General features: G+C 71.1%; 11 protein-coding genes. 4 read left to right on the forward strand and 7 right to left on the reverse strand.

All coding sequences use genetic code 11. From position 1 onward, the window contains the following. Positions 1-279 precede the first annotated feature (279 nt). Complete coding sequence (locus tag ACFVH0_RS08785) at positions 280-1,863, reverse strand: S8 family serine peptidase (RefSeq protein WP_385818879.1); 1,584 nt, start codon at positions 1,861-1,863, stop codon at positions 280-282. 230 nt (positions 1,864-2,093) lie between these two features. Between ACFVH0_RS08785 and ACFVH0_RS08790 the strand changes: the two genes are divergently transcribed. Together ACFVH0_RS08790 and ACFVH0_RS08795 are read left to right on the forward strand one after the other, a co-directional pair. Beyond that, entirely contained in the window at positions 2,094-3,191 is a 1,098-nt protein-coding gene (locus ACFVH0_RS08790; protein ID WP_385818880.1) for a threonine synthase, read from the forward strand. A 231-nt stretch (positions 3,192-3,422) separates the two neighbouring features. After that, a complete protein-coding gene (locus ACFVH0_RS08795; protein ID WP_385818881.1) occupies positions 3,423-6,053 on the forward strand; it encodes a discoidin domain-containing protein in 2,631 nt (876 codons plus the stop codon). A 65-nt stretch (positions 6,054-6,118) separates the two neighbouring features. Here ACFVH0_RS08795 and ACFVH0_RS08800 read toward each other — a convergent pair whose 3' ends face one another. Further along, positions 6,119-6,301: a hypothetical protein gene (locus ACFVH0_RS08800; RefSeq protein ID WP_361999582.1), complete on the reverse strand. Its 183-nt coding sequence runs from the start codon at positions 6,299-6,301 to the stop codon at positions 6,119-6,121. A 404-nt stretch (positions 6,302-6,705) separates the two neighbouring features. Next, positions 6,706-7,398: a peptidoglycan recognition protein gene (locus ACFVH0_RS08805; protein ID WP_385818882.1), complete on the reverse strand. Its 693-nt coding sequence runs from the start codon at positions 7,396-7,398 to the stop codon at positions 6,706-6,708. 835 nt (positions 7,399-8,233) lie between these two features. On the opposite strand from ACFVH0_RS08805, the gene ACFVH0_RS08810 reads away from it, so the two are divergent. Together ACFVH0_RS08810 and ACFVH0_RS08815 are read left to right on the forward strand one after the other, a co-directional pair. Beyond that, the gene (locus ACFVH0_RS08810; protein ID WP_385818883.1) at positions 8,234-8,740 is read left to right on the forward strand and encodes a DUF2004 domain-containing protein; all 507 of its coding nucleotides are present in this window, start codon (positions 8,234-8,236) and stop codon (positions 8,738-8,740) included. Between the two features lie 172 nt (positions 8,741-8,912). Then, on the forward strand, positions 8,913-9,257 hold the full coding sequence (locus tag ACFVH0_RS08815; protein ID WP_385818884.1) for a CPCC family cysteine-rich protein: 345 nt from the start codon (positions 8,913-8,915) through the stop codon (positions 9,255-9,257). A 44-nt stretch (positions 9,258-9,301) separates the two neighbouring features. On the opposite strand, the gene ACFVH0_RS08820 is transcribed toward ACFVH0_RS08815, so the two are convergent. The 4 genes from ACFVH0_RS08820 to ACFVH0_RS08835 form a co-directional block, all read right to left on the reverse strand. Further along, positions 9,302-10,678, reverse strand: a complete 1,377-nt coding sequence (locus ACFVH0_RS08820; protein ID WP_385818885.1) for a hypothetical protein — start codon at positions 10,676-10,678, stop codon at positions 9,302-9,304. Continuing rightward, complete coding sequence (locus tag ACFVH0_RS08825) at positions 10,675-12,663, reverse strand: hypothetical protein (RefSeq protein WP_385818886.1); 1,989 nt, start codon at positions 12,661-12,663, stop codon at positions 10,675-10,677. The genes ACFVH0_RS08820 and ACFVH0_RS08825 overlap by 4 nt, the downstream gene beginning before the upstream one ends. Next, positions 12,660-13,451, reverse strand: a complete 792-nt coding sequence (locus tag ACFVH0_RS08830; RefSeq protein WP_385818887.1) for a toll/interleukin-1 receptor domain-containing protein — start codon at positions 13,449-13,451, stop codon at positions 12,660-12,662. The genes ACFVH0_RS08825 and ACFVH0_RS08830 overlap by 4 nt, the downstream gene beginning before the upstream one ends. A 312-nt stretch (positions 13,452-13,763) precedes the next feature. Next, entirely contained in the window at positions 13,764-15,011 is a 1,248-nt protein-coding gene (locus ACFVH0_RS08835) for a helix-turn-helix domain-containing protein (RefSeq protein WP_385819018.1), read from the reverse strand. Positions 15,012-15,259: the final 248 nt, after the last annotated feature.

Raw genomic sequence — 15,259 nt, forward strand, 5'->3', positions numbered from 1 at the left:
GTGATGATTCGCCCTGGCCTTACGCATATCCGGCCGTCGGCCACCAGATGGTTCTCGGCTCTTCTCACGCCTCCTCCCCTGGTCCGGTTCACCGCAACCGCGTCCGTCATTTCCTGCATGAACCCGCATACGGAGGCGCTCGCCCGGGAACGCGCGAGTGGGACGGCCGCCGAAGCAGCCGCCCCACTTGTTCGGCGCGTCAGTTGTTCAGCGCGCCAAGGACGTACGGTTTCCCATCAGCCCGTCAGAACTGCAGGCCCGCGGTTTCCCATCAGCCCGTCAGAACTGCAGCCCCCAGGAGTTGATCTTCCCGGTGTCCGCCGCCGCGTTGTCCGCGACCCGCAGCTTCCAGGTGCCGTTGGCCACCTCCGACGAGGCGTTCACGGTGTAGGTGGTGTTCACGTTGTCGGCGCTGCCACCGCTCCCGGCGGCCTTCAGGTTGTAGACCGAACCGTCGGGCGCGACCAGGTCGATCTTCAGGTCACCGATGTAGGTGTGCGTGATGTCGACGGGCACGCTCAGCGTGGCCGGCGCGTTCCCGGTGACACCGCTGACGGTGATCGGCGACTCGACGGTGGCGTTGTCGGCGATGGTGTAGCTCGTCGTGCTCTCGAACTTCTTGCCCGGCGGCGTGGTGGTGCCGGTGCCGACGTTCAGCAGACGGTTCGGCGAGCCCGTGCCCGGGTTGGTCACCACTCCGGTGCTGGCCGCGGCGACCAGTCCGGCCGAGACCTGGGCCGGGCTGTCGCTCGGATGCTGGGCCAGGTAGAGGGCCGCGGCACCCGCGACGTGCGGGGTCGCCATCGACGTACCGGAGATGGTGTTGGTGGCGCTGTCACCGGTGTTCCACGCCGAGGTGATCGACGAGCCGGGGCCGAAGATGTCCAGCACGCTGCCGTAGTTGGAGAAGCTGGAGCGGGCGTCGGTGCTGGTGGTGGAACCGACCGTGATGGCCTCGGTGACCCGGGCCGGGGACTTCGTGGAGGCGTCGGTCGACTCGTTGCCCGCGGCGACGGCGTAGGTGATGCCGGACGCGATGGACTTGCGCACGGCGGCGTCGAGCACCGAGTCCGCCCCGCCGCCCAGGCTCATGTTGGCCACCGCGGGCTTGACGGCGTTCGCCGTCACCCAGTCGATGCCCGCGACGACCTGCTCGGTCGTGCCGGAGCCGCTGTCGTCGAGGACCCGGACGGCGACGATCTTCGCCTTCTTGGCGACGCCGTACGCCGAACCGGCGACGGTGCCCGCCACGTGCGTGCCGTGGCCGTAGCCGTCCTGCGCGGTGTTGTCGTTGTCGATGGCGTCGTAGCCGTAAGAGGCCCGGCCGCCGAAGTCGCTGTGGGTGATGCGCACACCGGTGTCGATGATGTACGCGGTCACACCCTCGCCCCCGTTGTCGGGGTAGGTGTAACTCTGGTTCAGAGGGAGGGCCTTCTGGTCGATCCGGTCGAGTCCCCAGGAGGGCGGCGAGGGCTGGGTGCCGGTGACCCTGAAGGTCCGGTTCTGCACGACGGACTTGACGGCCGGGTCCGCGGCGAACTTCCTGGCCTGCGCGGCGGAGAGCTCGACCGAGTAGCCGTTGAGGGCGGCGCGGTAGGTCTTCCTGATCTTGGCGCCGTACTCCTTGGCGAGCGCCTTGCCCCGCGCGGAGCCGGCCTCGGCCGCCGAGTCGTCCAGCGTGACGATGTAGCTGCCACTGATGGTGCCCGGGGCGCCCGCGTTCTCGATCCGGCCTTCCGCCGCGGTCCCGGACGCGGAGGCGGGGAGCACCGCCGCGGTGGAGAGCGCGAGGGCGGCACCGGCTATGACACTCGCCGCGGCAAGTCTTCGACGCGTGTGGGGGGTGCGACGCATCACTGACATGTGGGGGGTCCTCCTCGATTGCGGTGCACTGGTGGGGGTTGCACACGGAGCGGAGACGGAACGGGACAGCCGAACAGCATGGACATGACAAGCAACTGCTGCGGGTTCCGCACCGCTCGCTCCCTGCCGACAGCGAAAGATTGACCGATTCATAGGAATCACACAAGGGTGCGATGGGCTCTGCAATACCTTCGCCACGGGCCTGCCACGCGCCTGACATGCTGACGGGCATGCCCGCATACATCTGCCCGCAGGACGGCACCCGCGCCGACACCACCGCTCTCACCTGGTGCTGCCCGGTCTGCCGGGGCCCCTGGGACCTCGAATTCGAACCCGTCGGCGCGCTCGCGCTCAACTCCCTGACCGGGCGCGTCAATTCACTGTGGCGTTACGAAGAGGTGCTGCCGCTCTCCTCGCCCACGACCACGCTCGGCGAGGGCCGCACCCCGCTCGTCCCTCTCACCGGCACGGTCTCGGCCAAGCTCGACTTCCTGATGCCGACGCTCTCCTTCAAGGACCGCGGCGCAGTGATGCTCGCCGAGCTGGCCCGCCGGCTGTCGCCCGGGCGCGTCGTCGCGGACAGCAGCGGCAACGCCGGCACGGCCGTCGCCGCGTACTGCGCCCGCGCCGACCTCCCCTGCACGGTGTACGTCCCCGAGGGCACGTCCCCGAAGAAGACCGAGCAGATCCGGGCGCACGGCGCGCACCTGGAGATCGTCCCCGGCGACCGCGAGGCCACTGCTGCCGCCGCCCGTGCGGCCGCCGACGTCCCCGGCACCTTCTACGCCTCGCACGTCTTCAACCCGTACTTCCTGCACGGCACCAAGACATACGTGTACGAGCTGTGGGAGGACCTCGGCGGCCGCCTCCCGGACGCCATCGCCGTACCGGTCGGCAACGGCACCCTGCTCCTCGGCGCCGCCCTGGCCACCGCCGAGCTCCACGCCCGGGGGCTGATCGACCGGCGCCCGGCGCTGATCGCCGTGCAGGCCGAGGCAGTCTCGCCGCTGGCCACCGCCTTCCGCGCGGACGCCGAAGACCTGCTGCCCGACGGCCCGGCCGGCACCGCCGCCACCCTCGCCGAGGGCATCGCCATCCCGCGCCCGCCGCGCGCCCGCGCCATCCTGGCCGCGGTCCGGGAGTCGGGCGGCACCTTTCTCACGGTGACCGAGGATCAGATCCGCGCCGCGCAGCTCGATCTGGCGGCGCGCGGGTTCTACGTGGAGACGACGGGCGTCGCCTGCTGGGCGGCGGTCGGCGACTGGACGGACCGGAGCGTCGTCGTCCCTCTGTGCGGCGCGGGCCTCAAGACCGGCCTCGCGAGCTGACGGAGCGGGCCGCGCGAGCGACCGGAGCGGGCGGGCCGACGAGGTGGACGGGCGGACAAGGTGAGCGGGCAGGCGGCCGGGAACGGCCCGGACGGCCCGGACGGCCCGGACGGCCCGGACGGCCGGGAACGGCCAGGGCGGGCAGGGCCACCGGCCTCCCCCGGCCCCGTCAGCCGTTCACCCCGCGCGCCGCTCACCACCGCGCGGCGCACGCGTCCCTACCTTCGTACGGTGAGCCTCTCGCGCCTCGTTCTCCTCACGTCCCTCACGTCCCTGATCGCGGGCGCCCTGATCGCGCCTTCGGCCCCCGTCCCGTACGCTGCGCCTCCTGCGACGGCGGCGCCTGCCTCCGCGACGACCGCCTGCGGCCGGGACACCGACCCCGCCTGGGCGCCCACGTCCACCCGGTACGGCGAGGCGGCCGGCTACGACGCCTACACCGGCAACGGATACCTGGGCCACCGGGTGCCCGCGGCGGGCGCCGGATACGCGGCGTCGGGCGAGAAGACCGGCTGGCCGCTGTTCACCCCGCGCTACGACGGCGCGTTCGTCTCCGGCCTGTTCGGGCGCGAGAAGGACCTCGCCGGCGGCCGGGAGGTGGCCGCCGCGCTGCCGAGCTGGACCAATCTCGACCTCCGCGTCGGCGACGAGGTCTACGGCGCCGGCACGCCCCCGGGCCGGATCTCGCGCTACCGCCAGACGCTCTTCCTGCGCTGTGGACTGGTGCGTACGTCGCTGCGGTGGACCACGGCCGACGGCCGCGCGACCGATCTGACGTACGAGGTGCTCACCGACCGGTCCGATGTGCACACGGGCGCCGTGCGACTGCGCATAACACCCCACTGGAACGGCACCGCGACCGTCGCCGGCCGGCTCGACCCGAGGGGCGCGCGCCGGATCGCCCTCGCCGGCGACGGCACGTTCCGCACCCGGGGCACCGGCACCGAGGGCGCGATCGTCCAGGAGCTGCGAACCGGGGGCTCGGGGACGGGAGCTCCGGTCGCACCACGGAGCACCCACCGGGTGCGTGACGGGCGCACGCACACCTTCGTGAAGTACGTCGGCGTCGACACCGCGCTCACCTCCGCCACCCCGCGCGCCGCCGCCCGCGAGGCCGCCCGGCGCGCGGCCGGGCGCGGCTGGTCCGGGATCATGGCGGCGAACACCGCGGCCTGGCGGCGGGCATGGGCGGCCGACATCGCCGTACCGGACCGTCCCGAACTCCAGAAATGGCTGCGGGCGGCGCAGTACGGACTGCTGGCATCCACCCGGACCGGATCCCGCGACAGCATCGCGCCGGCCGGTCTGACCAGCGACAACTACGCCGGCATGGTGTTCTGGGACGCTGAGACCTGGATGTACCCGGGGCTGCTAGCCACCCGCCCCGAACTGGCCCGCCCGGTCGTCGAGTACCGATACCGCACCCGCGAGGCCGCCCGCGCCAACGCCCGGAAGCTGGGGTTCCGAGGCCTGTTCTACTCGTGGACGAGCGCGAGCAGGGGCGATCTGTGGTCCGAGTGCCAGAGCTGGAACCCGCCGCACTGCGTCACCCAGAACCACCTCCAGGGCGATGTCTCGCTGGCCGTCTGGCAGCACTACCTGGCGACCGGGGACCAGGAGTGGCTGGCCGGGCACGGCTGGCCGCTGCTGGAGGGGATCGCCGACTTCTGGGCCTCGCGGGCCACCGCCAACGACGACGGCAGCTACTCGGTGAAGGAGGTCGCGGGCCCCGACGAGTACAGCAACGGCGTCACCGACGGGGTCTTCACCAACGCGGTCGCGGCCACCGCCCTGCGCGACGCCACCCGAGCCGCGCAACTGCTCGGACACACAGCACCGGTCGAGTGGAAGCGGGTGGCGAACGGCCTGCGCATCCCGTACGACCCGGGGCGCAAGCTCTTCCTCCAGTACGCGGGGTACAACGGATCGACGATCAAGCAGGCCGACACGGTGCTGCTGATCTACCCGCTGGAGTGGCCGATGGAGCCGGGCGCCGCCGCCGCCACGCTCGACTTCTACGCGGCGCACACCGACCCGGACGGCCCGGCCATGACCGACTCGGTCCACGCGATCGACGCGGCTGCGATCGGAGCGCCCGGCTGCGCGACGTACACCTATCTCCAGCGCGCCGTACGCCCGTTCACGCGCGGGCCGTACGCCTTGTTCAGTGAGGCCCGGGGCGCGAAGGCGGGCGCCCAGGACCCGCTTTCGGGGTTCCCCGCCGACGACTTCCTGACCGGGAAGGGCGGCTTCCTCCAGGTCTTCACGCACGGCCTGACGGGGTTGCGGCTGCGGGAGGACGGGGTGCGTCTCGATCCGATGCTGCCGCCGCAGCTGGGCAGCGGTGTCACACTGACGGGCCTGCGCTACCGGGGCCGTACGTACGACCTCGCGATCGGTCCCCGGACGACGACGGTCCGGCTGGTCTCCGGTGCCCCCTTCACCGTCCACTCCCCCGCCGGCCCCCGCCTGCTCACCGGCATGCTCACGCTCCCCACCCGCCGCCCGGACCTCGCCGCGACCACCGACTCGGCCCGCTGCCGCCCGGTGACGGCGACATCGGAGTCCCCCGGCCTGTACGCGGTGGCCGCGGTGGACGGCAGTCCGGCCACCTCCTGGTCACCGGACGGCGCGAAGGGCGCGCTGACGGTGGACCTGGGACGTGCGGGCGCGGTGACATCGGCCGAGCCGGAGTGGGCGGACGTGCGCCCGTCCTCGTACCGCCTGGAGACATCGCCCGACGGCACGCACTGGCAGCCGTACCGGGCGGGCGCGGTGGCCCGGACGGTACGGCTGACGGTCGAGTCGGAGGACCCGCAGAAGCCCGCGGGCGTACGGGAGTTGAGAATCACCCAGCCGTAACCGTAACCGTATCCGCAGCCGCAGCCGCAGCCGCAGCCGGCGGAGCGTGCCCGGCGTACGGAGTGTCAGTCGCGGGCGCGGAGCCTGCTGCCGAAGCCGTAGTAGAGGCCGAGCAGCACACCGCCCACCGCCGCGACGATCCCCGTCGCCCTGCCGGAGCCGAGGGCCCCGGTGAGGACGACGGCCGCCGCGTACACGCTGGGCAGCCACCAGTTGAAGCCGGATCTCGCGGCCGGGCGCCGTTCCATGATTCCCCCTGATCGATGTCGGCAGGCCGCATGGGTGCGGCCGAGCGTTGCCGATCATGTCATCCGGTCCCGCGCGGCGGAATGGTCTCCGGGAAGAGGACCGGATGGGGGCTGGAAGAGGACTGGCAGAGTCCGGTACCGCGCGCCGGCAGGCCGTATCGGGGAGCCCGCTCCCGAAGATCCGCCGCGAGCCGTCCGAACTCCTTCAAACGGTCGTGGTGAACGGGGCGCCCCGGTCCGGCCGGCTGCGCCGTGGTGAAGAAGGCGGACAAGTGCGGCCCGGCCTGTGGAAGACGCCCTGAGCGGCGAGTTCGCGCCGGAGGAGCCGGCCTGCTTCGAGGAGTACCTGGAGCGGGCGATCACCCTGCTGGGCGGCCTGGACCGAGGTCGGCCCCGCCGAACCATCACTCACCGCCGCTGCGAGGACTTCCCGGGCCCGCGGCGAGCCGGGCGCCGGAGAGGATACGCGGAGACGATCTGCCCTGGAGGCTCGCGGCAAGGGTCCGGATGGCGGGGAGCCGCGCGAACAACGCTTCGCCGGGACAGCTGGTGGCGAAGCCGTCGCGGTGGCCGGAGATGGCGTCGAACTCGGCCGAAGTGCCCTTGGCGTAACGGCTCTTGCCGTTGGTGGAGGTGAGCCGCACCTTGCCGGCGGGGTCGACACCCCCCAGTCCCAGCTTCCAGGCCGCGAGAGCCGCGATCGCGTGCTCCATGGCCGCCGGCACCGGCGCCCCCGGCCCGAAGGTGCCGATGGCCGCGATCCCCGTGGTGCCCTGGTTGAACCCGAGGGTGTGGGAACCGACGACGGGACGGTCGGCACCGCCGGCGCGGCCTTCGTAGATGGTGCCGCACTTGTCGACCAGGAAGTTGTAACCGAGGTCCCCCCAACTCCGGTCACGGGTCTGGCCCGTGTACAGATTGCGCAGGGTACGGGGGACGTCGGCGCAGTCGTAGCCGTTGGGGGTGTCGGTGTGATGAATGAAGACCGCCCTGACACCTCCCGCGTAGTGCGCATGGCGGTCCCTCTTGGTCTCGTCGGCCCGCCACTGCGCACGCGAGACGATGGCGGGCCGGTGCACCGTACGGGGCAACGCCATCGACGCCGCCCCGAGGGCCGGGAACGGAGGCGCGGCATCGGCCGCCGGAACGGCCGGCGGTGTGGCCGCTTCGGGCCGCCATACGGAGAGGGGCCCTTCCGGAGCCGCATCGCGAGCGACTCGGGCCGCCGTCACTCCGGCGGGTGCCACAAGGAGGGGAAGCGCCATGGGGACGGTGGCCCACAGCGCTATTCGGTACAGACGCACAGGAAAAACCTTCTTCGTCTTTCGCCGGGAAGCCGGCGGGAGCGCGTATGCCCACAGCTTTGCGGCGCCGGGTTCGCCGCGCTCGCCGGGTTAGTGCAGACAGGCGAGCAGCACGACGACCACGAAGAGTGACGAAGAAACGAGAAGGGCCGACGGCCGTCAACGTAGCCGCCCACCCTCGAAAGATTTCACAGAAACCCACCTGACCTGGCAATTCACCACAGCTGCGAATCGACTACCGGCCCCCACATGACCGCGTGCAGGGCGCACGACCATCGCGATCATCACCGACCGTTCAACAGCCGGGCAGTGCGCGCATCAAGGTCCTCGCGCCGGTCCCGGGCGACTCGGCGCGGCCACTCTCGCGAATCCCGCGACGCCCCACCACTCGACCGGGTCGCGGATGCCGGCCGACAACCCCTTTCCGTGAGCCACACTTCCCCGGCCCCGACCGCCCAGCCCCTCCCCTCCCCGGCCCGGCCCGGAAATGCACGGCCCCAGTACCGATCCATCGATGCCACTGCACGGATGAGCCACCGCTTCCCGAGCGGAACGGTCAAGGTCCTACCCTGGGCCAGGAACGCTCACTGCTTCTCAAGCCGTACCGCCCATCGGAATGGCAGGCCCCGTGAAGAGCATCGATCACCCCTACTTCGGGCACCTTGAGGTTCCGTCGGCGGACGGGACGGAAGTCATCTGGGAAGGCGCAGCCGCACTGGGAAACAGCAAGGTCAAAGTGTGGCTGTGGGCCGACCCCGGCACCGGGCCGGACGCGGGAGAACTGGATGCGTTCGCGACGCACCTGACCCACCTGCCGGCTCTGGACACCGCGGCTCGCGCGGCGCTGCGCGAGAACCTGGAGCAGGATCGCTACTTCATCGACCACCACGCCGACGAACTCGACGACATCGAAGTGATCGAGCGCCTCACCCGCGAAGCGAACGGCGAAGCGATCAGCGCGGGCGCGTTCACTGCAGCCATGTACCCCGTTCGGATCGGTCTGTGGCACCGGACCGAGGAGGCCGGGGCCCGGATCGTCATGGACTACACAATCGACGCCACGACCAGTGACGAACTCCTCGCCGTCAAGGTGGCCAGCGACGGGACCGTGGTCTCCGTCGACTGGGAAAGCTGACGGCGTCGGCCCCGCCCCGGTGGCGGCAACCCGGCAGCACCGAACGGGGCACGGCGCATCGATCCCGGGCGCTGAGGACCCGGACCGCGCCGGTATTCAATCGCGACAACCCACGGGCCCCCAGGAACTCGCACAAAACGGTGCGCTTTTCGCGGACCTGGGGATTCGGGTGATGCTCCGCAGCCGCAGAAAGAACTCCGCGTCGTCGGCGTCGACCCGGCCGCGAAACTGGAGCTGGTCCAGGACGCCGATAAACCCCTGTCCCTGCTGCGGGCGTCTCGTCCTGGACGAGACGCCCGGCGCGTACGCCACCTACCCTGTCCGCTTCCGGGAGGACGACGCCATCCAGTTTCAGTGGCCCACCATGGATGGCGGGGCGAACAAGGTCTCCCTCACCCATCAACGACCTGGCCGGCCACGCCCAAGTGATCCTCCACTCCCAGTTCTGGCAGGTGGACGCCGGCCGCACGTACGGCGTCTCCGGCACCGGCCTGGACTGGGAACTCGACTGGACTGAGTGTGCGGTGAAGGGGAGCCTCGGAGGACCGAGCGTCTATCGGATCAGCTCCCGTCCTGGTCGTCCTCGTCCTGTGCGCGAGGTGCGGCGGGCCGGTGCGGGCTGCGCGAGGCGTCCCAGAAGTACGGAGGCGCCATGTCGTCCTCGCTCGTCTCCTGCCGGTCTTGGCTCCGTCCGCCTGCGCCGCTCTCCGCGGGCCCCGGCGTGAACGGGTCCGCGCCGGCATCCGGGTCCGCGCCGGCATCCGGGTCCGCGCCGGCATCCGGGTCCGCGGCCGCGTCGGTGAACGGCGCACCCTCGGGGGCTTGGAAGCGCGGCGACCAGGGCCCGGTGGTGTCCCCCTCGCTCGGAGGTTCACCCTCCGGCCCCTCGTCGGGCGCCGGGAGAAGGGTCCGCCTGATCTCCTCGGCGGCCTCGTCCAGCTCGGCCGCCTCCAGGCTCCGCACCACACGGTGCACGAACACCGTGTACTCATCCATGTCCGGCTTCAGGCCCACCGCCGCCAGCAGCAGGAGCAGCCGATCCGAAACCCCCACTGCCTCCTCGCGGTCGAACGTCCCTCCTCCCTGGGTGTGTCCGTCCAACAGCGGGCCTCCGACGGTTGCTCCGGTCCGCGCGTCCACGGGCGGGACGAGCAGGTGCCGGAAGATCTCGGGCACCTCCTCGTTCTTGGCCGCCGCCGAGATCTGGGCGAGCGGACCGATCATGTCGACTGCCTTCTCGATGTCGTCCTCGTGACGGGCCAGCCACCACACCACGGCGCTGCCCGTGCTCTTGAGCACGTCGTCACCGAGGTAGCCCCGCTTGTTGCGCTCGTGCTGACGCTCGTACTCCCAGAGCTCCTCGTCCTTGCGAAGGTCGTTCAATTTCCGCAGGCGCTCGCGGTCGGCGGGGGCGAGGGTGAGTGTCACATCGGCCGCCAGGGCCTTCACCCGTCCGCTCCGGTCAGGGAGCGGTGCGCCCAGCTCCCCTTCCAGGAGATGGCGTGCGAAGCTCGCCCGGCCGGGCTCCTCGTGGCGGACGACCTGCAGGGCCCGGCTGACGACCGAGGAAACGGCAAGGGCTGGCGAGGCGCCGTTGGACCAGTCGGCGTGGTCGGGGACCGGCCTCCACCACACGGTGGCGGAGAAGAGGAAGTCGTAGCCGTCCGTTGCGCTCGGCAGCGCCGCGTCGACCACCCGAGTCTCCTGGTACGGCTGCTCCGTCGGCGCCGCGGGCGGCTCAGCTTCCTCGGGCTCGTACGGATCGGCCGACGCGCGGCCACCGCTGAGAACCGTCATCACGAGCAGCAGGGAGCCCGAGGATGTGACCATGGACATGAAGCCCCACAGCCACGCCGACCAGTGCAGGAGGTTTCCGAGCACAGCCGGTGCGAGGCCGCAGAGAGCGACGAACAGCAGGCTGGGAAAGCGGTGTTTCATCGTGCCTCTTCCGTGGTCCGTGGTCCGGCGCCCGCACGCTTCGCACTCTCCCTGCGGACGTACTGCGCGTTGTCGATGTGCTGCCAGAAGAGGGCGGCGACGGCCGCCCGGGACGGGTGGTGCCTGGGCCCCGCCCAGTCGCAGGCGATGGCGTAGAGGCGGTGCAGAGCGGCCGTGCGGCCGTGTGTCGCCCCGACCATCACGCCCAGCGCCATCTCCCGCGTACTGTCGCCCGCCGCGGCGTTCAGCCAACTGCTCACCAGCGGGTTCCAGCGCTCCGTCGGCGGATGGGAGAAAACCTTCTCCCATCCCAGGAACAGGTCCGGCCACGGTGGCGGCTCCGGTGCCCGGTCGCTCCTCAACAGTTCAGCGAGCAGATGGAGATGGAGCTCTGCCTCGCGCGGTTCCCGACGCGCCCGGTCCCGCAGGCGGTCGATCAGTAGCCGGTAGGCCCGACGGTCGCGGCCGGCGAGGTCAAGAAGTATGTCCCGGGCCTCGCGTGCCGCCTCTCCCTTCCGTACGGCGAGGTAGTGGAGCCGCACCATCGCCTGATCCGGGTGCGTCGCGCCGAGGCTCTGGAGGCAGGCAGCGGTCAGGACGCGAACGAGACCGTCCGACAGGGGACCGGACCTCGCGCACTCGTACATCCGTCTGCGGAACCATCCCCCGAACCTCTCGTGGCTGAGACCGAGTTCGAGGGCCGTCACTGCTCGTGGGTCGCAGGACGCCCCGGTCGCATGGTCCGCCCAGCGGACCACAAGGTCGAAGAGGTGGTCGGGCCGCCCGACGGCCAGGGACCGCTCGCCGAAGCGGACGACGACGTTCACCCGGTCGTCGGTGGTCAGACCGCGGAGCCCGGCGGCATGGCCGATCCAATTCCTGAGGTCGTCGCGCGTCCCGGGGAAGTTCGCCCAGAAGTACGTCCGTACCGCTTCGGCGTAGGCCAGCCGCCCGAAGTGGAGCCGCCCTTCCAGGGCCCGCTCGATCCCGAGCGTCGCCAATCGCTCCCCGAAATCCATCCGTGCGAGCTCGGTTGTCGTCTCTTCCTCGTGCCTCACCGTCCTCATCAAGCCGTGCCACGCCTCGTAGACGGTGTCTGCGCGGGCCTCCTCGAACACTGCCGCCGCAAGCAGCAGGGCCCGTTCGGGCACGGTGCGGACCGTGGCCACCTGCCGGCCCACCTCACCGGCACGGTCGGTCACCGCGTGCATAGCCTGGTCGAGCCATCCCGCGAAGTCGACGCCGAACCGGCCGCTGTCGCGAGCAGACCTCACCAGCCCCGTGAGCCGCGCCAGTTCCCGCATGGGGGAGCGTTCGCACAGGCGCTGGAGGTCGTAGCTCCCCAGGTCCGTGGAGTGGAAGGCCATCCGGTCCATACGGAGGTACCGGGTGACGACGGCGATCCCCCGAGGGCGCCCCAGCGCCACCGTGTGCGGTTCGAGCTGCGGTGCGTGGGCGTGCTCCATGCCCGACGGCAGGACGACCACCATGTGGGCCCCCGCCTCCTGGACCTGCGACCGGCGCACGGCCAGTAGGCGCTGGGCCTTGGCATACGCCTCCTCGTCGGCGATCCCGGAGAGGTCGAGGAGGAAACGGTCCCCCTCGCCGGGGGCGAGAATGGCCTCGTCCTTGTCCGTGGCGGGAAGCTCCTCGAACCGGTCCTTTTCCTGCTCCTCTTCAGCGCCTGCGTCCTCACCGAGCTCGTGCAGCAGCATGATCGCTGCGGCGCGCCGGCCGCTGCCGGGCTCAGCCTCCAGCAGCACCACCGATCCGGGCTTCTCCAGGCAGTCGGCGGCGATGCGATAGCCCACCGGCCGAACGAACCGGTCGGCCAGGCGCATCCGGTCGTCTCGGACGATCCGGAGGGACTCGACCCCTTTGCGGATCATCCAATCCGCGCCGCCGTAGAAGACGTACTGGGGCCCTACGCCATTGTTCACCGGGCCACGCGGATCGTTGACGGTGACGCGGTCCTGCTCGGTCATCGTTTGCCGTCCGAGCGCCGACGCTCGCGCTCGAAGCGTTGGTGGACCGTACCGCTGTTGTCGCCCGCGGTGAACTGGACCCCGGTGTTGTCGCCCTCGAAGTGGGGAGCGTTGTACTGGTGTCCCCCACCGGTGTTCACGGGCCCCTGCGGTTCGTTGACGAAGGTGCCGGACAGATCTCCGTTGAGGTTTCCGATGCCGCGCACGCGCTGTTCGACGTCGCGCGTCCGCATCCTGGTGTGCCTGGCATCCTTGGCCGACTTCTTGCGGGACTTCGCCTCCGCCCGCTCCCGCGCCGCACGGGCATCGCGGTCCACCGCACCCAGCTCGGGCAGGAGCCGGGCGAGGGTGTCGCCGAGCGCCGTCAGGTCCGATTCGGCGTTGCGGTGGTCGAACCGCCTGTACTGGCAGTCCGCCAGCTCCAGCAGATCGTCCGGAAGGACGGAGCGGTCGATCCGCGTGGCCTTTCCGACGAGCACGGGGATCACCAGGACCCCGCGGTCGAGCGCGGTCTGGATCTCGCGACGGGTCCAGTCCTGCTCGGCTTCGAGGGCGGGGCGGCCGTCGGCCCCCCGCACCTCCGCCCAGCGCGGGCCGATCACGGCGAGGAGAGCCTGGCACTCCTCCACCGCCCTGACCAGTTCCACCGGGAAACGGCGTCCGGGCTCGATCGAGTTACTGGCGAAGAAGATCCGCGCGTCGCCGAACCGACGGGCGAGTTCCCGAGCGATCATGGTCGCTGCGGACTCCTCGTCGCCTGTGCGGTAGTTGACGAAGACGTCAGGCATGAAGGTTCCCTTCGTGAGAAGAAGACGGGGCGAACGGGCGCGGGGCTGTGGACCGGCGCTCCGGTCCGCCCGGGCCATGAGGTCCCGACTGTGTGGACGGCATGGCGCATCCACGGGAGGGCGTGCGGGTGGAGGGGCGCCGCCTGGTGCGTCGCTGGTCGCGGGCAGCCCGAAAAAGCCGGGGGCGCGATGCGACGCGTCGAGCGGTGATCAGAGGGTTCCGCCGGGGATCGTGGGATCCGGGGGGGGCGGAGAGACCGGGCAGTCCGGCGAGCCGGGCGGCTCGGGTCCGTGTCGGTCGTGGAGGGGCTGTCAGTCGTGCGCGGGGGCGAGCACGCGTGCCAGCGCGGGTTGCAGCTCACGTACGGCGCGGCTGCTCCGGAACCGGGAGAGTTCCCGTGCGAGACGCCGGACGTCGCTATTCACCGTCGCCGAGGGCACGGCCGGCATCACTTCCAGGAGATCCCCGGCGATCGCACACGCGCGCTCGACCTCCCCGGACGCGGCATGGGCCAAGGACCGGCGGAAGCCGTACCGGGCACGGGCACGCAGCGCGTGCGGCGGGAGGCGGCGGTACTCCCGGTCGAGTACCTCGGCGGCGGCCTTGGGACGGCCGAGGTCGTGCAGGCACCAGCCGGTCGACATCGCCGCCGGATCGCTCACATGGGAAGTGCCGATCACGGGCTCGGCGCCATTGCGGGCGTCGTCACCGGCAAGCAGTTCCCGCGCTTTGTCGAGGCTGCGGAGGCAGTCGACTTCGTTGCCGACGAGAGCGTGCCCCTGGGCCTCCCGCTGGGCCGCGAGTCCCCGGATGCGCGGCGGGAGTTCGCTGCTCTGGGCGCGGCGGGCCAGGGCAACGGTGCCAGCGGCGTCCCCGCCATACATTGTGACCAGGGCGCGTCGCACCAGTGCGTAGGAACCGAGGTACGGGTCACCCCCGGCGCGCGCCAGTTCGGCGGCCTCGCCCGTCCAGCCGAGTGCCGCGTCGCTGTTCCCGGCCTCCTGGGCCATCCAGCCGGTGAACTCCGCGAACCGCGAGGCGAGCAGGAGCGCAGGGGCCCGAGAAACGGACCGGGCGTCGGCGGCCAGCCCGGCGATCATGCGAGTCTGCGCCTCCAGCAGGGGCAGCAGTACCTTGGGTGCGGTGGACTGACCGAGCTTCCGCAGCTGGTCGAACTGCATGCGGAGGGAGGGCAGGAGGGGGTCGTCGGCGGAGGACAGCGCCTGACTGCCGAGTTTCAGGCCGAGGTCGATCAGCGCTCCTGTCCCCGCTGAGAGGACCGCCCGGCGCCCGACGAGCCGGCGGCTCGGACCGGCGGGGGATTCGGCGGTGCCCGAGTCCGTCTCGGGTCGGGTGACCAGGCGCTGCAGCTCGCCGTCCGCGCCGAGGAAGGCGTCGCACCGCCGGGCTAGTTCGGGGGACGCGGAACGTTCCCCGCGCTCGACCTTGCTTATGTGCCCCTTGTCGTAGTTGAGCGCCACGGAGAACTCGGTCAGAGTCAGCCCCGCTTCTACTCGTAAACGGCGAAGTTCCGGGCCAAAACATAAAGTTGTGCTCATCATCAGCCTCCCCTTGAACAGTGACCGTGATAGGCGTCTGCCCTCACGGGAGCCGTCATCCGACGATCATCGGTCGACACGAAACCCCGACGGCGAACACCCGCTGTGACAGCGTCGTTTCGGTCCGCATCCGAAAGTGAGTCTGGCACGACGCGCGCCTGGAGAATCGAGGTTCGGCGGTGTTGCCCGTTGCCTCTTTCGTTCTCCGTTGCTTCCCGTCCGTTTCTTGGAGTGACCGGGGTCGACCA

The sequence above is a fragment of the Streptomyces sp. NPDC127117 genome (assembly GCF_042677325.1).
GTDB lineage: Bacteria > Actinomycetota > Actinomycetes > Streptomycetales > Streptomycetaceae > Streptomyces.